The sequence below is a fragment of the Amycolatopsis sp. cmx-4-83 genome, assembly GCF_046548815.1.
Lineage (GTDB): Bacteria > Actinomycetota > Actinomycetes > Mycobacteriales > Pseudonocardiaceae > Amycolatopsis > Amycolatopsis pretoriensis_A.
Genome location: NZ_JAEBEF010000025.1, coordinates 14,092 through 31,509, shown reverse-complemented (window position 1 = coordinate 31,509; position 17,418 = coordinate 14,092). Strand labels below are relative to the sequence as shown.

Below are 17,418 nucleotides of genomic sequence, written 5' to 3'. Positions count from 1 at the left end.
CGGGCGGGTCAGACCTCGAGCGCCCAGCGCACGTACCGCTGCTTCGCCGTAAAACCCGCCTTCACGAAAACCCCGGACACCCCGGCCGGATCCGCCGAGTCGACGTTCAAGCTCGCCCGGTCGTACCCCGACCACGCAGCGGCCCGCAGCGCGTGGGCCAGCAACGCGCCCGCCACACCTCGCCGCCGGAACTCCCGCAGCGTCCCCACGACCATGAAGTGCGCGTCGCGAACGCCGGTCGCCGCCGTGTCGGCCTTCCACGACATCGTCACCAGTACGCCCACCGCGACGCCGGCGTGCCGCGCCAGGAAACTGATCTCCGGCCGGAACGTCTGGTTGACGATCTTGTTCCGCCACTGGTCCACCGGCATCGGCGCGGCACCCCAGAAGTCCCGGTAGGCCTCGTTCCGCACCGAGCGGAAGTCCTCGTCGGCCGACGGCGACCACGCCTCGATCCGCAGCCCCGGCACGACGACGCCGGTCACGCCCGAAAGCGCGTGCTCCATCCGCTGGAAGTACCGGGCAGGCGCAAAACCCCGGGACCGCACGAGTTCCGGGACTCCGGCGATGTGCTCGGCCTTGTGCACGTCGACCACCAGCCGCAGCCCCGGGTGGTGCCGGGCGTGCACCACCTTCGCCGCCGCCACGCCCGCTTCGAGCAACGCCGTCCCGATGCCGCGGCGGCGGTACGCGGGGTGCACGCCGCCGTCCAGGAAGACCCGGTGGACCTCCGTCGCGGACGCCTTGTGGCGGACCTTCATGTAGCCCACCAGCGTCTCGCCGTCGAACGCGGCGAGGCTCGCCCGCTCGAGGTCCGCGTACGGGTCGATCAGCTCCTGGCGCGTGTCCTCCGCGGTGTAGTTCTCCCCGATCCGGTCCACGGCCTCGATGGCGTTGAGCAGGTCGGCCGACGCCTGGGCGTCCGCGGGCACGAGCGGCCGCCACGTGAGTTCGCGCATCCGCCGACCGTAGCCACGGCGGAACCGCGCTGTCGCGCGGGTTTCCCGGCTACCGCAGGTCCGCCCGGGCCGCCGACGGCACGTGCTCGCCGCCGGCCGGGGCCGGGTGCGTGGTCGCCGCCGGGACGACGCCGGCCAGCGGGACCGACGCCGACGTCCGGGCCAGGTCCAGGGTCACCCGGCCCGGCTGGGCGGGGCCGCGGACGAAGCTGCCGTCCGTGCCGCCGATGATCAGCGCCAGCGCGTGCCCGCGCGGCACGACGTGGTCGGTCGAGGCCAGCCGGAACGTCATCGCGTACGCCGTGCCCGGGGTCAGCACCCGTTCCTGGGAAAGGGAAGCGTAGTTCGCGAGGTCCGCCCAGCCCCGGCTCAGGATCGTGTAGTCGACCTTCTTCACGTCCGCCGACGCGATCCGGTAGCAGGCGTCGTCCCCGGTCGCCGACGAGCCCCAGCAGTTCTCCGCCGTCCCCGTCTTGATCCCCTCGCCGCTGCCGGCGAAGTTGCGGATCGTCGCCGGGCCGAGGTCGACGAGCAGCGCCGACAGCCGCGCCGACGACGTGCTCGGCGTCGCCGTCACGGTCAGCGTCGTGGTCCCGGACACCTGGACGTCCGACGGCAGCGCCCCGGTCGAGTAGGTCAGCGCGGCGCTGCCCGGGTTCGTCACCCAGGTGTCCTCGCCCAGGTTCGGGTTGTCGGTGAAGGACGCCGTCCCGGACGCCGCCGAAGTGCCGAGCGTGCCGCCGGTGTGCGGCCGCAACGTCGTGGCCACCGCGTTCGCCGCCGGGTACGCGCTCTGGTCCACCCACTGGTCCGGCTGCCGCTCGACGCTCGCCTGCGGCCCGTTCTGGACGCCGTTGTCGATGCCGAGCAGGTAGTGGTCGAACCACCGGTGCAGCAGGTCGACCCAGTCCGCGCGCCGGTAGTCGAACGGGTCGACGTGCCCGGTCTGCGACAGCCAGATCTTCTTCTCGACGTTCAGCCCGGCCCACCACTGTCCGAAGTGGATAGTCTTGACGTTGAGGTCGTTGACGCCGTGGGAAAGCAGCACGCTGGCACGCACGTTGCCCGCGGTCCGGACGTAGTCGCGGTCCGCCCACAGCGGCCCGTAGTCGCCGTTGGCCGTGGCGCCCTGCCGGAGCACCTGGTTCTGCGCCGCGCAGTTCTGCCCGCTGTTGCGCGCTTCGACCGTCTGGGCCAGCCCGTCCGGGTTGAACCCGAACGTCGCGCCGTCGGAGCGGTAGTAGTCGTACCAGGAGCTGATCGCCGAGATCGGCACGATGGTCTTCAGCCCGGCCACGCCGGTCGCCGCGACGCCGTTGGCGATCGTGCCGTCGTAGGACTTCCCGATCATCCCGACGTTCCCGGTGCTCCAGCCCGCGGTCACGGCGCTGCCGCCGGTCTTCGCGCTGTAGCCGGTCGCGCGGCCGTTGAGCCAGTCGACGACCTTGCGCGCCGAGCCGACGTCCGAAGCGCCGCCGACGTCCGCGCAGCCCGCCGAGCGGTTGGTCCCGGCCAGGTCGACGAGCACCACCGCGTAGCCGCGGGGCACGAAGTAGTTGTCGTAGAACAGCGGGAACTTCACCGGCTTGCCGGCGCTGTCGTAGGACTTGAGCTCGCTCTCGTTGCCGCGCCCGCAGCACGAGTAGTACGGGCTGGCGTCCATGATCACCGGCACCCGCGAGGTCGCGCCGTTCGGGCGCACGATGTCCGCGGCGACGCGGTCGGACCGGCCGTCACCGTCGCCGTCGTGGCCGATGTCGACCCAGACGGTCTCCCGGATCGCCGACGCGTAGTCGTAGACCGGCTCGCTCCCCGCGGGAGCCGCGGCCGCCGGGGCCACCGCGCCGGACAGGAGCACCGCGAGGATTCCGCACACCACTCCGAGTCGCATGCCCGTCACGCTAGCGAGCCGGGGAACGCGCGCACCACGGCGGAAAGTCGGGGGTACGTTGGCGGTCGTGACGGAGTCCCTGCCCGCCGTGAGCCGCACCGCGGTCGGCGTCGCCGCGTTGCGCGCCGCCGAGAGCCGCCGCCCGGACCGCCTGTTCGACGACCCGTACGCGGCCGCGTTCTTCGAAGCGGGCCGCTCCGCGCTGCCGGACGCGTCGCCCGGCGGACCGCAGGCCGGCCTCGGCGCGCTGTTCTACCCGCAGGTCGTGATCCGCACCCGCTTCTACGACGACCACCTGCTCGGCAGCGACTGCACGCAGGTCGTGCTGCTCGCGGCCGGGCTGGACACGCGGGCGTTCCGGCTGACCTGGCCGGCCGGCACCCGGCTGTTCGAGCTGGACCTGCCGGAAGTGCTGGCCTTCAAGGACGACGTGCTCGACGAGCAGGACGCCGAGCCTTCGTGCGAACGCGTCGTCGTGCCCGCGGACCTGCGGGAAGACTGGGCGGCCCGGCTGCGCGGCGCCGGGTTCGACCCGGCCGCGCCGACCGCGTGGCTCGCCGAAGGCCTGCTGATGTACCTGACGCCCGAGGAGGCCGAGCGGCTGCTGACCACCGTCGGTGAGCTGTCCGCGCCGGGCAGCCGGATCGCGTTCGAGCACCGGCCGGGCACGCCGCCGGACAGCCTGATCGCCCGCGCGAAGGCCGCCGCGGGCGGCGAGCACGTCACCTCGCTGTGGCGGGGCGGGCTCGGCGGCCGGGCACCGGAGTGGCTGGCCGCCCACGGCTGGGCGCCGTCGACGGTCACCCGCGCCGAGCTGGCCGCCGCCTACGGCCGGCCGTCGGACGACGACGCGACCGCCGGCGGCTTCGTCACCGCCGTACGAGGTCAGAGCTCGACGTTGCGGTAGAGCGCCCCGACCTCGCCCTTCGTCAGCCGCCGGATCGAGCCGACGCGCTGGTTGCCGAGCTGGACGTCGCCGACCGCCGTGCGGACCAGCTTGAGCACCGGGTGGCCGGTGTCCTTGAGCAGGCGGCGCACGATGTGCTTCTTGCCCTCGTGGATGACCAGCTCGACCAGCGACTTGCCGGAGTGCATGTCCTTCACCCGGAACTGGTCGACCTTGATGATGCCGTCGGGCAGCTCCCAGCCGTTGCGCAGCTCCTTGCCGAGCCCGCGCGGCACGAGGCCGTCGACCTCGGCGAGGTAGGTCTTGAGCACCCGGTAGGACGGGTGCATCAGCCGGTGGCCGAGGTCACCGTCGTTGGTCAGCAGCAGCAGGCCCTCGGTGTTCTCGTCGAGCCGGCCGACGTGCACGACGCCGGGGGTCTCCTCGTACCGGCCGGCGAGGTAGTCGCCGACGCACGGGCGGCCGCGGTCGTCCGACATCGTCGAGTGGACGCCCTTGGGCTTGTTCAGCGCGAGGTAGATCAGGTCGTCGCGCAGGTTCACGCGGGTGCCGTCGACGTGGATGACCGCCTCGTCCGGGTGCACCCGGCGGCCCAGCTCGGTGACGACCTCGCCGTCCACCTCGACCCGCCCGGCCGCGATCAGGTCTTCCGCCGCGCGCCGGGAGGCGACCCCGGCCTGCGACAGCACCTTCTGCAGGCGGATGCCGTCGGGGTGTTCACTGGATGTCATCGATGGTGTCCACTTCGGGTAGCAACGGAGCGATGGCGGGCAGGTCGTTCAGTGACGACAGCCCCAGTCGCTCCAGGAACAGCTCGGTCGTCACGTACAGCGTGCCGGTCGTGTCGGGGTCGGTCCCCATCTCTTCGATGAGGCCGCGCGCGAGCAGCGTCCGGATCACGCCGTCCACGTTCACGCCGCGCACCGCGGCGACCCTGGCCCGGGTCACCGGCTGCCGGTACGCGATCACGGCGAGGCTCTCCAGCGCGGCCCGGGTCAGCTTCGACCGCTGGCCGTCCAGCAGGAGCTTCTCCACGAACGGGGCGTAGACGTCCCTAGTGTAGAACCGCCACCCTTCGCCGACGCGCCGCAGGTCGATCCCGGACGTCCGGTCGGTGAACTTCTGCGCCATGGTGCGCAGCGCGACGACGATCCGCGCCTTCGGCTGCTCGAGCGTTTCGGCGAGCAGTTCCTCACTGGCCGGCGAGTCGACGACGAGCAGCAGCGACTCGAGCGCGGCTTCCAGGGCCTCGTCGGAGTCGACGTCCGGCAGCAGGCTGATGTCCCCGCTGGCGACCAGGTCGGACTCGGGATCATCGGGCCCCGGCTCCCCCTCGGCCGCATCGCTTTCCCGTGAAAGCTCCCCCTCGGGATCCGCACTTTCACGTGAAAGTGCGGGCTCGGGGGTGGTCACCTCGGCGACGGGTTCCAGCGGCGACCCGTCCTCGTCCACCGGCTCGCCGGACAGGGCCTCGTCCAGTGCCAGCTCCGCCGCGGCCTCGTCCACCACCGGCTCGTCCGGCGCCGGTGCTTCGGCCACTTCGTCGTTCTCGGGGTTCACCCGTACTCCTCTTCGTCTCCGGCGGCGCGGTCCAGCTCGGCCGCCGCGGAGGCTTCTTCCCTGGAACCGCCCGTCCAGCGGACGTGCAGTTCGGCCAGTGCCTCGCTCTGCTCGAACTGGACCGTCGCCTCGCGGTAGAGCTCCAGCAGCGCCAGGAAGCGCGCGACGACCTCCACCGTGTGGTCGCAGTCGTCGACCAGTTCGCCGAACGTCGCCTGGCCGCGCTCGGCCAGCATCACCCGCAGGATCGCCGCGTGCTCGCGCATCGAGATGCGGCCCATGTGGATGTGGGCGATCGACACCGTCGGCGGCGGCTTCGGCTTGAACACCGCGACCGCGATCTCGGCGAACTTGTCCGGCGTCACCCCCAGCATCACCTCGGGCAGCAGCCCGACGAACCGGTCCTCCAGCGCCACCGACCGCGGGTAGCGCCGCAGCGCGCCCTGTTCCAGCTCGCCGAACAGCGCCGCCACCTGCTTGTACGCGCGGTACTGCAGGATCCGCGCGAAGAGCAGGTCACGCGCTTCCAGCAGCGCCAGGTCGTCTTCGCTCTCGACCTCGGCCGAGGGCAGCAGCCGCGCCGCCTTGAGGTCGAGCAGGGTGGCCGCGATGACCAGGAACTCCGTCGTCTCGTCGAGGTTCCAGTCGGCGCCCAGCGCGCGCGTGTAGGCGATGAAGTCGTCGGTGACCCGGTGCAGCGCCACCTCGGTGACGTCGAGCTGGTGCTGCGAGATGAGCTGCAGCAGCAGGTCGAACGGCCCTTCGAAGTTGGCCAGCCGCACCTTGAACTTCGACGTGCTCAGTTCTTCGGTGTTGACGCCTTCGGGGATCATCCCGCCGTGCACCGTCTGGTGCTCTTCGGGGACCTGTTCCTCCGGAGCCGGTGCCGGCTCGTCCATCAGCCCTCGGTTTCGCCGCCGTCTGAGCCGACCACCCGCAGCCGTTGCACCAGCACCGACTCTTCGCCGTTGGCGTCGAAGTCGGCCAGCAGCACCGCCACCGCCTCGCGGACCAGCCGGCCGCGGTCGACGACCAGCTCGTGCTTGGCGCGCAGCGTCAACCGGGCCTGCTCCATGGCCACGAGCTCGTCGCCGGAGACGTACACCGTGATCTTCGCGTCGTGCTTCGTCCGTCCCGACCCGTGCGGGGCCGCGCTGCGGGCCAGCTGTTCGGTCCGGCCGTTGCCCGCGGGCTTGGCCTTCTCGGCGGGCTCGGCGGGCGCGGGCGGCGCCTGGGGCGGGAGATCGAGGGCGGGACTGGAGGTGATCCTGAAGAGTTCCGACGCTCCGGGCAGGGAAGCGCGCCTGCTCACCGAGCGATCACCTCGCGGGCCAGCTGGCGGTACGCCGCCGCGCCGGCCGACTTGGGCGCCCAGGTCGTGATCGGCTCACCCGCGACCGTCGTCTCGGGGAACCGCACCGTGCGGTTGATGACCGTGTCGAACACGGTCTCGCCGAATGCCTCCACCACGCGAGCCATGACCTCCTTCGAATGCAGGGTTCTCGGGTCGTACATGGTGGCGAGAATCCCGACTATGTCCAGTTTGGGGTTGAGGCGTTCCTGGACCTTCTCGATGGTGTCGATCAGGAGGGCGACGCCTCGCAGACTGAAGAACTCGCACTCCAGCGGGATGATCACGCCGTCCGCGGCGGTCAGCGCGTTCACCGTGAGCAGGCCGAGCGAGGGCTGGCAGTCCACAAGAACATAGTCGTAGTCGTTCATGACCGGACGCAGGACCCGTAACAACGTGTGCTCGCGCCCTACCTCAGCGACGAGCTGGACCTCCGCCGCGGACAGGTCGATGTTGCTCGGCAGCAGGTCAACGCCGTCCACGCGGGTTTTCATGAGCACGTCGGTGGCACTGACCGACCGCTCCATGATGGCGTTGTAGACCGTGTGGTCCAGTTCGTGCGGCTGGATGCCGAGGCCGACGGCGAGCGCGCCCTGCGGGTCGAAGTCGACGAGGAGCACCTTGCGGCCGTACTCGGCGAGGGCGGCACCCAGGTTGATGGTCGACGTCGTCTTGCCGACGCCGCCCTTCTGGTTGCACATCGCCATGATCTTGGCCGGGCCGTGCCGGTCCAGCGGCGCCGGATCGGGGTGCTCGCGGATCGGGCGGCCGGTCGGCCCGATACCCTCGAGCTTGACCTTCTTGCCGTTGCGTTCCGGCTGCTGCGGTTCGTCGCCTTCGTGGATCGCGGGCGTGGCGATGGTGACCTGGCTGAGGTTCGCCGCCGCCGACCCGGCGGACTCGGCCGTTGCGGCCGGCTGGTTCGGTGTCGACATGGCGCGAAAGCTCCTTGTTCGTCAGCGTCCGCCGCAGCCTATGCGCGGAGTCGGAGCCCCGGCAAAGCAACGCGCCGGACTCGACGGGGCAATGTCACTCGACCGTCGGTCCAGCGTATGAAGGCTGTTCGCGCTCTATAGGGCCGTCTAGCCCAACGCCCGCGGGTGCGCTGTGGCGTACACCTCGCGCAGGGTGTTGACCGTGACCAGCGTGTACACCTGCGTCGTCGTCACCGAGGCGTGGCCGAGCAGTTCCTGGACGACGCGGACGTCGGCGCCGCCCTCGAGCAGATGCGTGGCGAAGGAGTGGCGGAGCGTGTGCGGCGAGACGACGGCCGCGATCCCGGCGCGGCCGGCGGTGTCCTTGAGGACCTGCCACGCGCTCTGCCGCGAAAGCCGGCTGCCGCGGGCGTTGAGGAACAGCGCCGCGGTGCCCCGGCCGCGCGCGGCGAGCGCCGGCCGCGCGCGCACGGTGTAGGCGTGCACCGCGGCGAGCGCGGGCCGCCCGATCGGGACCAGCCGCTGCTTGCCGCCCTTGCCGTCGAGCAGCACCGTGCGCTCGGCGTCGTCGACGTCGTCGAGGTCGAGGCCGACCGCTTCGGAGATCCGGGCCCCGGTCGAGTAGAGCAGCTCCAGCAGCGCCCGGTCGCGCAGCGGGCGTTCGCCGTCCGGCGGCGGGGTCTCCAGCAGCCGGAGGACGTCGTCGACGGGCAGGGCCTTGGGCAGCCGCTTCGCCGGCGTCGGCGGGCGGACCTCGCGGGCCGGGTTGTGCTCGGTGAGGCCCTCGGCGTGGGCGAACTTGTGCAGGCCCCGCACGGCGACCAGGGCCCGCGCGGCCGACGACGCGGCCAGCGGCTTGTGGTCCTCGTCGCCTTCGCGCAGTGCGGCGCCGAAGGACGTCACGTGCGCCGGGGTGACGTCGGCGATCTTCCCGATGCCCGCGCCGTCGAGGTGCGCGGCGTACCGGCGCAGGTCGCGGGCGTAGCTGTCCAGGGTGTTGCGCGCGGTCCCGCGTTCGACGACCAGGTGGTCGAGGTACGCGGCGATCACGCCGTCCGTGCTGCCCGGGGCTGCCACGCCGTCACCTTAGGCCGCGCGGCGCTCGTGACCCGGCAGAAACCCCGTTCGGTTACCTTGGAGCCATGGGGTCCGACGAACTCCGCATCGGCACCGCCGAGCGTGAGGAGGCGGCGAGGTTGCTCGCCGATCACTTCGGCATGGGCCGCATCACGCCGGTCGAGTACGAGACGCGGGTGACGGACGCCTACGCGGCGACGACGCTGGGCGAGCTGCGGCCGCTGTTCCGCGACCTGCCGCATCCGCACCCGGGCTTCTTCGGGCCGCCACCGGGACCGATGCCGGTGCCGGTGTACGCGCCGCCCTCGATGCCCGTGGCGATGCCGTACGGGCCGCCGCCCGCGGTGTACTCGCACCGGTCGAAGACGGTGGCCGGGGTGCTGCAGATCGTGCTGCCCTTCGGCGTCGGCCGGTTCTACACCGGCCAGACCGGCCTGGGCATCGCCCAGCTCTTCGCCACCTTCTGCACCGGGGTCGGCATCCTGTGGCCGATCATCGACGGCATCGTGCTGCTGGTCAACGGCGGCACGGACGCCGAAGGCCGCCGGCTGCGCCCCTGAACCGGGGCGCAGCCGGGCAGCTCAGGCTTCCTTGCGCTTGGCGAACGCCGTCGGGCGGTCTTCCCACGGGGCGTCCGCCGGCCGGGCCGCGCCCGCGCCGGTGAGCACCGCGTGCGCGGCCAGCACCCCGGACACCGTGGCGCCGTTGACCAGCTCGCCCGCCAGGGCCATCCGCACGGCCTCGGCGAGGGGGAACTTGCGGATCACCAGGTCCGCCTCCTCCTCGCCGAGCACGTCACGCTCCACATCGGACAGTCCGCGGGCCAGGAACACCCGCACGACCTCGTCGGTGAAGCCGGGCGACGCCGCGACGTCGACCAGGGTCACCCAGTCCGAAGCCGCCAGCCCGACCTCCTCGACGAGCTCGCGCTTCGCCGTGCCGACCGGGTCCTCGCCGAGGTGGTCGATCAGGCCGGCGGGCAGCTCCCAGAGCCGGTGCCCGACCGGGTGCCGGTACTGGTGGATGAGCGTGACCTGCTGCTCGTCGTCCAGCGCGACGATCGCCACCGCGCCGAGGTGCTCGATCACCTCGCGGGTCGCGGTGTCGCCGCCGGGCATGACGACCTCGTCGATCCGGAGGCCGACGACCCGGCCGATGTGGACGTCGCGGCTGGCCGCGACGCTGAACTCGTGCTCGCCGGGCGCGGTCACCGGGCCGCCACCGGGGCCTCGGGCAGCTCGACCGGGAGCCGCTCGGCGACCTTGCGGTCCACCACGGCCTTGACGAACGCGCTGAACAACGGGTGCGGCCGGGTCGGGCGGCTCTTGAGCTCGGGGTGCGCCTGCGTGCCGACGAAGAACGGGTGCACCTCGGCGGGCAGCTCGACGAACTCGACGAGGTGGTCGTCCGGGGAAGTGCCGGAGAAGACCAGGCCCGCGTCCGAGAGCTGCTTGCGGTAGGCGTTGTTCACCTCGTAGCGGTGCCGGTGCCGCTCGGACACCTCGGTGCTGCCGTAGGCCTTCGCGGCCTGCGAACCCGGCTTGAGCTTCGCCGGGTAGGCGCCCAGGCGCATGGTGCCGCCCATGTCCCGCTCCCCCGCGACGACGTCGCGCTGGTCGGCCATGGTCGAGATCACCGGGTGCTCGGTGTTCTCGTCGAACTCCGACGAGCCCGCGTCCTCGATGCCGGCCAGGTTCCGCGCGGCCTCGATGACCATGCACTGCAGGCCAAGGCACAGGCCGAGCAGCGGCACGCCGCGGGTGCGGGCGTACTCGATCGCGCCGACCTTGCCCTCGATGCCGCGGATGCCGAACCCGCCCGGGATCAGCACACCGTCCACATCGGACAGCACCGACGCCGCGCCGGACGCGGTCTGCGCGTCGTCGGAGGCAACCCAGACGATCTCGACCTTGGCGCGGTGGGCGAACCCGCCCGCGCGCAGGGCCTCGGTGACCGACAGGTAGGCGTCCGGCAGGTCGATGTACTTGCCGACGACCGCGACCCGCACGACCTCGTTCGGGTTGTGCACCCGGTCGAGCAGGTCGCCCCACACCGTCCAGTCGACGTCGCGGAACGGCAGCCCGAGGCGGCGGACGACGTAGGCGTCGAGCGCCTCGCCGTGCAGCACCTTCGGGATGTCGTAGATCGACCGCGCGTCGGGGCAGGCGATGACGGCCTCGGTGTCGACGTCGCACATCAGGCCGATCTTGCGCTTGAGGTCCTCGGGGATCTCCCGGTCGGCCCGGCAGACCAGCGCGTCGGGCTGGATGCCGATGTTGCGCAGCGCGGCGACCGAGTGCTGGGTCGGCTTCGTCTTCAGCTCGCCCGAGGGCGCCAGGTACGGCACCAGCGAGACGTGCAGGAAGAAGCAGTGGTCGCGGCCGACGTCGTGGCGGACCTGGCGGCACGCCTCCAGGAACGGCAGCGACTCGATGTCGCCGACCGTGCCGCCCACCTCGGTGATGACGACGTCGGGAGCCTGGCCGGACTCGTCCGGCTCGGCGGCCGCGGTGATCCGGGCCTTGATCTCGTCGGTGATGTGCGGGATGACCTGCACCGTGTCGCCGAGGTATTCGCCGCGGCGCTCCTTGGCGATCACCTCGGAGTAGACCTGACCGGTCGTGACGTTGGCCTTGCCGTCGAGGTCGCGGTCGAGGAAGCGCTCGTAGTGCCCGATGTCGAGGTCGGTCTCCGCACCGTCGTCGGTGACGAAGACCTCACCGTGCTGGAACGGGTTCATCGTCCCGGGGTCGACGTTGAGGTACGGATCGAGCTTCTGCATCGTGACGCGAAGCCCGCGCGCGGTAAGGAGTTGTCCCAGGCTCGAAGCCGTGAGTCCCTTACCCAGAGAGGAGGCGACGCCTCCGGTGACAAAAACGTACTTGGTAGCCCGTGACTGAAGTCCCACGGGCCGCCAGCATATCCCAAGCCTGCGGATCCGCTCGTTGTGACATGCCCGAACTGTCTTTTGTGCTCCTGACCACCCTGTCGGGCTACTCAGGCGGCGACCTTCAGCCGGGGACGGCCGGTGAGCGCGCGGCTACCGGGCAGCCGCCGGAGCACCTCCACCATGGCGATCGTCAGCGCGATCGTCGCGAGGTAGATGACCGCGCTCAGCCACGGCGCGCCGAAGCGCTCGGCCACGTGCGGGATCACCGGCCCGAGCAGGGCCAGCGCGAGCGGGTGGACGAGGAAGATGCCGAACGACCGGTTCGCCGCCCACGACACCACCCGGGCGCCCCGGCTGCCTTCACGGCGGCGCGCGGCCCACCACGTGGTGAACGCGTAGATCGCCGCGATCACCGTGAGGAACCACGGGATCAGGTACGGCTGGAACGGGTCGCTGGCCACCTGCGGGAACGTTCCACTGTGGACGGTGCGGAGGTAGTACCACTCGGTGCCGGCGAGCACGGCGAGGAGCGCGCCGCCGAGCAGCAGCCGGTGCCGGCCGACCCAGGCGTGCACGGTCTCGAAGTGGAAGGCCACCACGGCCCCGAACAGCGTGTAGAACTGGTACGGCAGGATCGTGGCGTACAGGTGCGTGATCGTCTCGTAGCTCACGCCGAACGGCTGGTACGTCATGAACAGCGTGACGCCGACCTGCACGGCCCCGCTGCCGAGCAGCAGCCACTTGTGCTTGCCCGCGGTCGCCCGCAGCAGCTTGATCAGCACCGGGAACAGCAGGTACACCTGCATCGTCACGAGCAGGAAGTACAGGTGGTACCAGGCACCGCCGGTGACGAGGTCCTTGAGCAGCAAGCGCATCGACGCCTCGAGCGAGTCCGGCTGCTGCGTCCCGGTGACCAGCGAGAAGGCCCAGAAGAACATCGTCCACGCCAGGTAGGGCGTCGCGACCAGCGGCAGGCGCTTGCGCCAGAAGTCGCCGGGGGTGATCTCGCGGCCGCGGTTCTGGAACACCAGCACGAAGCCGGTCAGCGCGAAGAACGCCTCACGGGTGAAGTGCAGCGGCGTCTCGACGGCGTTGGCGCCGACGTCCTGCGCGAAGTTCGTGGCGCCGACCACGTGGATGAGGATCACGCACGCGAACGTGATCAACCGGAAGAGGTCGATCTGGTGCAGGTACGGCGCTTTCCCTCGCTGTCTCGCGAGGCGGGCGGGGGCTTCGAGAGTGGCCTGGGCAGTCGTCATCGTGCCGCCGTTCCGGCACCGTCGTCGGCGTGGTTCACGTTGTCAGACTTGCCACCCATTCTGTGAATTTCCCATGAAGCCACTGGGAAGCGCCTGTTGAGCGGGCTCCTGGGGCGTGTCGGATATGCCACTTCCACTCAGGGAGCGATCTCCCGGCGATCATGTTAACGCGTGAGTTCTCCGGTACGCAGCGTGACCTTCGTCATCAAGCTGTGACCTGCGGAAAGAGCGAGCGCAGCGTGACGTCCCGGTTGACGCGCACGTGCTCGACCGCGGACGCCTTCGCCCGCTCGGCGTCGCCCGACGCGATCGCCTCGTACAGCCGCCGGTGCTCGTCGAGCAGGTCGGCCCAGTGCTCGTTCTGGCTCGTGAGCCAGCGGAGCCTGCCCTCCAGCGGCTGGAGCATCGTGGTGAGCAGTGCGTTGCCCGCGATGGCGACGATCTCGTCGTGGAAGCGCGAGTTGAGCACGGTGATCCGGGCGGCGTCCCCGCGAGCCGTCGCGCGGGCCGCGTCGGCGAGGACGCGGCCGAGGCGCTTCAGCTCCGCCGCACCCGCGCGCGACGCCGCCAGCCCGGCCGCCAGCCCTTCGAGCGCCTCCCGGACGTCGAACAGCTCCTCGACGTCGACGCGCGCCAGCTGCCGGACGACGATCCGGCGCGCCGACTGCTCGACGAGGAACCCCTCGGCCTCGAGCGCGCGGATGGCCTCGCGGACCGGCACACGGGAGACGCCGAGGTCCTCGGCCAGCTCGCGCTCGACCAGCCGGTCACCCGGGCGGAGCCGGCCGGTCAGGATCCGTTCGCGCAGCTCGTCGCGCACCCGCTGGCGGGTGGCCGCCAGGGGCTGCCGCTCGCTCGCCGTCGTCACCGGTCCCCTCTCTTCAACAAGCTCGTAACACGAGTTTACGGACCGGAGGGTTGACGGCGGCGGACCCGAGGGTGATATTTGGGATGCCAAATTTTGGTATCCCAAATCGCCGTCGCTGCACGTCGATCGGAGGCAAGCATGACCGCCGCCCCGCTCACCGAATCCCAGCAAGAGACGAGCCCACCCCCAGACCCCCGGCTCTGGAACGAAGACCTCGCCCCCGCGAAGGAACGCCGCTGGAAGGTCTACGACATCTTCGCGCTGTGGATGTCCGACGTGCACAACCTCGGCAACTACACCTTCGCCGCCGGCCTGTTCGTGCTCGGCCTTTCGGCCTGGCAGGTGTTCACCGCCCTCCTGTTCGGCTTCGTGATCATCTACGCCGGCATGAACCTGATGGGCCGGATCGGCCAGCGCACCGGCGTGCCGTTCCCGGTCGTCGCGCGGATCAGCTTCGGCACGTTCGGCGCCAACCTGCCCGCCCTGATCCGCGCGATCATCGCGATCTTCTGGTACGGCATCCAGACCTACCTCGCCAGCGTCGCCATCACGCTGCTCGTGCTCGCCATCGACCCGGGCCTGAAACCGCTGACCGAGCACGGTTTCCTCGGCCTGCACGCGCTCGGCTGGATCTGCTTCGTCGCGCTGTGGGCGGTCCAGGCGCTGATCCTCACCCGCGGCATGGAGTCGGTGCGCAAGTTCCAGGACTGGTGCGGTCCGGCGATCTGGGTCGTGATGATCGCGCTCGCCGTCTGGATCCTCGCTGCGGGCAACTGGCACATTTCCCTGACCAGCAGCCCGAAGCAGCTCTCGACCGGCGAGCAGATCCGGCAGTGGTTCGGCGCCGCCGGCCTGATCCTGGCCACCTACGGCACGCTGATGCTGAACTTCTGCGACTTCTCCCGCAACGCCCCGGACCAGAAGACGGTGAAGCGCGGCAACTTCTGGGGACTGCCGATCAACTCGACGGCGTTCGCGCTGCTGTCGGTGATCGTCACCGCGGGCAGCATGCAGGTGTTCGGCGAGGCCATCACCGACCCGGCCGAGCTGCTCTCGAAGGTGCACAACACGCCGGTGCTGATCGTCGGCGCGCTGACCTTCGCCATCGCCACGATGGGCGTCAACATCGTCGCCAACTTCGTCTCCCCCGCCTACGACCTGGCCAACATCTGGCCGAAGCGGATCTCGTTCACCGTCGGCGGGCTGATCAGCGCGGTGGCCGCGTTGTGCGTGCTGCCGTGGAAGCTGTACTCCTCGCCGACGGTGGTCAACTACTTCCTCGGCGGCCTCGGCGCGTTCCTCGGCCCGCTGTTCGGGATCATGATCGTCGACTACTACCTGATCCGGCGCGGCAAGGTCGACGTCGCCCAGCTCTTCGTCGCCGACGGGATCTACCCGCGGGTGAACCCGCGTGCGCTGGTGACGTTCTTCCCGACCGCCGCGCTGGCGGCGGTGATCGCGCTGGTGCCGTTCTTCGCCCCGGCCGCGCCGTACTCGTGGTTCATCGGCACGGCGTCGTCGGCGCTGCTGTACTTCGCGGTCTCGAGGAAGCACCGATGAGGATCGTCGTCACCAACTGCAACACCACCGAAGCGATGACGAAGGAGATCGAAGCCGGGGCCCGCGCCGCCGCGAGTCCCGGCACCGAGATCCTCGCCAGGACGCCGCGCTGGGGCCCGGAGTCGGCCGAGGGCTGGCTGGACAGCTTCCTGTCCGCCGCGGCCGTGCTGGACCTGTTGCGGGGCCTGGACGAGCCGTTCGACGCCGTCGTGCTCGCCGGGTTCGGCGAGCACGGCCGCGAGGGCGCCCGCGAGCTGCTGGACGTCCCGGTCGTCGACATCACCGAAGCCGCCGCGCACCTGGCCTGCCTGCTCGGCCGGCGCTACGGCGTGGTGACCACTTTGGACCGGACGTGCGGGCTGATCGAGGACAGCCTGCACGCCGCCGGCGTCGCGCAGAACTGCGTCACGGTCACCGGCGCCGGGCTCGGTGTGCTGGAGCTGACGGACGAACGCCGCACGGAATCGGCGTTGCTCACCGCCGGCCGCCGCGCGCGGGACGCCGGCGCGGAGGTGCTCGTGCTGGGCTGCGCCGGGATGACCGGGCTGGACCGGAAGATCGCGACGATGCTGGACATCCCGGTCATCGACGGCGTCGCGGCCGCGGTCCGGCTCGCGGAATCCCTGGTGGCGCTGGGGTTGAAGACGAGCCGCGCGGGTTCGTACGCGCGCCCGCTGGACAAGCGCCGCACCTGGCCCGATTGACACCCGCCGCACGGGGACGTCAGAATCCTCCCCAGCCGTACCGCCGCCCGGTGACGACATGGGGATTCCGACGTCCCCGGAAGGCGGTCGACGTGCGAAAAGCCCTAGGCGCGCTGGCGGTTTCCGCGAGCCTGCTCCTGGTCCCGGTCAGCGGGACGGCGGCCGCCGCGGCGCCACCCCACACGATCGTCACCGACGGCGTCAAGCTCGCCGGGATCAAGCAGGCGATCCGCACCGGCCACGCGTCCCAAGCCCAGCGGGACGCGCTGAAAGCCGTGCTGGACAAAGCGAACACGGCTCTGACCGCCGGGCCGTGGTCGGTCATGGACAAGCCGTCCGCGCCGCCGAGCGGGAACAAGCACGATTACACGAGCCAGGCGCCCTACTGGTGGGCGAGCCGGCCGAAGACGCCGGAAAACCCGCAGGGCTGCCCGTACGTCAGCAAGGACGGCCAGCGCAACCCGGAGGCCGACGCGATCACCGACCACACGTACCGGATGTGGGCGTGGGACGCGATGTACCACCTCTCGCTCGCCTGGTACTACACCGGCGACGCGAAGTACGCGAACCGGGCAGCGCTGGACATCCGGACGTGGTTCCTCGACCCGGCGACGCGGATGAACCCGAACATGACGTACTCCCAGATCATCCCGTGCAAGGACACGGTCAGCGGCACCGGGATCATCGACTCGACGCAGTCGTTCAGCCAGCTGATGGACGCGTTCGCGCTGCTCGACGGCGGCGCGCCGGGCTGGACCGGCCAGGACCGCGCGGGGATCGAGGCGTGGCTGGGCCAGTACCTGACGTGGATGCAGACCAGCCCGCAGGCGAAGCTGGAACTGGCCGCCACCAACAACCACGGCACGTTCCTCGACATGCAGAACGCGGCGATCTCGGCGTACCTGGGCCAGAAGGACGCAGCTCGGAAGATCGTTCTGGACGCCGAGAAGAAGCGGTTCCCGGTGCAGTTCGCCGCCGACGGCAGCCAGCCGCTCGAGCTCTCGCGCACGATGTCGTGGCATTACGTCAACTTCAACCTCACGGCGTGGGGACGGATGGCCGAGGTGGGCAAGAACCTCGGCGTCGACGTCTGGAAGTACCGGGCCTCGAACGGCGTCACGCTGCGGAAGGTCGTCGACCAGCTGATCCCGGGCGCCCTGCACGGCGCGCAAGCCTGGCCGCACCAGCAGATCGGCGTGTTCGACCAGTCGATCGCGGCGGACATCTTCCACGCGGCGGCCGAGGAAGCGCACGACACCGACGCGGCCGCGGCGGTGAAGCAGATGCCGCTGCCCGCGGGCGGGGACACGTGGCCGGCGCGCGTTTCCTGCTTCCCGCTGGACCCGCCGCTGAAGTAAATCCGGACACGACACCGCATAGCGCACCGTTTCCCTGATTGGTCTAGTCCAAAGCATTGACACTCGGTGCCCGCGCGCGCACATTCATGACCGGGGCCG

17 protein-coding genes are annotated in these 17,418 nt (G+C 70.9%); 5 read left to right on the top strand and 12 right to left on the bottom strand.

What is annotated here, in order from left to right; genetic code table 11:
• Window positions 1–8: 8 nt before the first annotated feature.
• Entirely contained in the window at window positions 9–959 is a 951-nt protein-coding gene (locus ACLJQM_RS47590) for a GNAT family N-acetyltransferase (protein WP_410636596.1), read from the bottom strand.
• 49 nt (window positions 960–1,008) lie between these two features.
• Window positions 1,009–2,850, bottom strand: a complete 1,842-nt coding sequence (locus tag ACLJQM_RS47585) for a Xaa-Pro dipeptidyl-peptidase (RefSeq protein ID WP_410636595.1) — start codon at window positions 2,848–2,850, stop codon at window positions 1,009–1,011.
• 67 nt (window positions 2,851–2,917) lie between these two features.
• Here ACLJQM_RS47585 and ACLJQM_RS47580 point away from each other — a divergent pair, with 67 nt between their 5' ends.
• Window positions 2,918–3,757, top strand: a complete 840-nt coding sequence (locus ACLJQM_RS47580; RefSeq protein ID WP_410636594.1) for an SAM-dependent methyltransferase — start codon at window positions 2,918–2,920, stop codon at window positions 3,755–3,757.
• Here the strand turns inward: ACLJQM_RS47580 and ACLJQM_RS47575 are convergent.
• The 6 genes from ACLJQM_RS47575 to xerD form a co-directional block, all read right to left on the bottom strand.
• Window positions 3,736–4,488 carry a pseudouridine synthase gene (locus tag ACLJQM_RS47575; RefSeq protein WP_247021580.1) on the bottom strand — a complete coding sequence of 251 codons (753 nt, stop codon included), beginning with the start codon at window positions 4,486–4,488 and terminating at the stop codon, window positions 3,736–3,738. The genes ACLJQM_RS47580 and ACLJQM_RS47575 overlap by 22 nt on opposite strands.
• Window positions 4,475–5,317 carry an SMC-Scp complex subunit ScpB gene (gene scpB / locus ACLJQM_RS47570; protein ID WP_410636593.1) on the bottom strand — a complete coding sequence of 281 codons (843 nt, stop codon included), beginning with the start codon at window positions 5,315–5,317 and terminating at the stop codon, window positions 4,475–4,477. The genes ACLJQM_RS47575 and scpB overlap by 14 nt, the downstream gene beginning before the upstream one ends.
• Window positions 5,314–6,216: a segregation and condensation protein A gene (locus ACLJQM_RS47565; protein WP_410636592.1), complete on the bottom strand. Its 903-nt coding sequence runs from the start codon at window positions 6,214–6,216 to the stop codon at window positions 5,314–5,316. Before ACLJQM_RS47565 ends, scpB begins: the two co-directional genes overlap by 4 nt.
• Window positions 6,216–6,629, bottom strand: coding sequence for a cobyrinic acid a,c-diamide synthase (locus ACLJQM_RS47560; protein ID WP_247021574.1), 414 nt, complete (start codon window positions 6,627–6,629; stop codon window positions 6,216–6,218). The genes ACLJQM_RS47565 and ACLJQM_RS47560 overlap by 1 nt, the downstream gene beginning before the upstream one ends.
• Complete coding sequence (locus ACLJQM_RS47555) at window positions 6,626–7,603, bottom strand: ParA family protein (RefSeq protein WP_247021572.1); 978 nt, start codon at window positions 7,601–7,603, stop codon at window positions 6,626–6,628. The genes ACLJQM_RS47560 and ACLJQM_RS47555 overlap by 4 nt, the downstream gene beginning before the upstream one ends.
• Before the next feature lie 147 nt (window positions 7,604–7,750).
• Window positions 7,751–8,653, bottom strand: coding sequence for a site-specific tyrosine recombinase XerD (xerD, locus tag ACLJQM_RS47550; protein WP_410636621.1), 903 nt, complete (start codon window positions 8,651–8,653; stop codon window positions 7,751–7,753).
• A gap of 92 nt (window positions 8,654–8,745) precedes the next feature.
• Between xerD and ACLJQM_RS47545 the strand changes: the two genes are divergently transcribed.
• Window positions 8,746–9,240 carry a DUF1707 domain-containing protein gene (locus tag ACLJQM_RS47545; RefSeq protein ID WP_410636591.1) on the top strand — a complete coding sequence of 165 codons (495 nt, stop codon included), beginning with the start codon at window positions 8,746–8,748 and terminating at the stop codon, window positions 9,238–9,240.
• A 21-nt stretch (window positions 9,241–9,261) separates the two neighbouring features.
• Here the strand turns inward: ACLJQM_RS47545 and ACLJQM_RS47540 are convergent, their stop codons facing one another.
• The 4 genes from ACLJQM_RS47540 to ACLJQM_RS47525 form a co-directional block, all read right to left on the bottom strand.
• Window positions 9,262–9,891 carry an NUDIX domain-containing protein gene (locus ACLJQM_RS47540; RefSeq protein ID WP_410636590.1) on the bottom strand — a complete coding sequence of 210 codons (630 nt, stop codon included), beginning with the start codon at window positions 9,889–9,891 and terminating at the stop codon, window positions 9,262–9,264.
• The gene (locus ACLJQM_RS47535; protein WP_360771978.1) at window positions 9,888–11,588 is read right to left on the bottom strand and encodes a CTP synthase; all 1,701 of its coding nucleotides are present in this window, start codon (window positions 11,586–11,588) and stop codon (window positions 9,888–9,890) included. Before ACLJQM_RS47535 ends, ACLJQM_RS47540 begins: the two co-directional genes overlap by 4 nt.
• Before the next feature lie 89 nt (window positions 11,589–11,677).
• Window positions 11,678–12,829 (bottom strand): acyltransferase, encoded by a 1,152-nt coding sequence (locus ACLJQM_RS47530; RefSeq protein WP_410636589.1) that lies wholly within the window; start codon window positions 12,827–12,829, stop codon window positions 11,678–11,680.
• A gap of 205 nt (window positions 12,830–13,034) precedes the next feature.
• Window positions 13,035–13,697, bottom strand: a complete 663-nt coding sequence (locus ACLJQM_RS47525) for a GntR family transcriptional regulator (RefSeq protein WP_247021564.1) — start codon at window positions 13,695–13,697, stop codon at window positions 13,035–13,037.
• 138 nt (window positions 13,698–13,835) lie between these two features.
• Here ACLJQM_RS47525 and ACLJQM_RS47520 point away from each other — a divergent pair, with 138 nt between their 5' ends.
• The 3 genes from ACLJQM_RS47520 (at window position 13,836) to ACLJQM_RS47510 (ending at window position 17,319) form a co-directional block, all read left to right on the top strand.
• On the top strand, window positions 13,836–15,257 hold the full coding sequence (locus tag ACLJQM_RS47520) for an NCS1 family nucleobase:cation symporter-1 (protein ID WP_410636588.1): 1,422 nt from the start codon (window positions 13,836–13,838) through the stop codon (window positions 15,255–15,257).
• Window positions 15,254–15,961, top strand: a complete 708-nt coding sequence (locus ACLJQM_RS47515; RefSeq protein WP_329045286.1) for an aspartate/glutamate racemase family protein — start codon at window positions 15,254–15,256, stop codon at window positions 15,959–15,961. The genes ACLJQM_RS47520 and ACLJQM_RS47515 overlap by 4 nt, the downstream gene beginning before the upstream one ends.
• Window positions 15,962–16,053: 92 nt before the next feature.
• A complete protein-coding gene (locus ACLJQM_RS47510) occupies window positions 16,054–17,319 on the top strand; it encodes an alginate lyase family protein (RefSeq protein ID WP_410636587.1) in 1,266 nt (421 codons plus the stop codon).
• The last annotated feature ends 99 nt before the right edge of the window (window positions 17,320–17,418 follow it).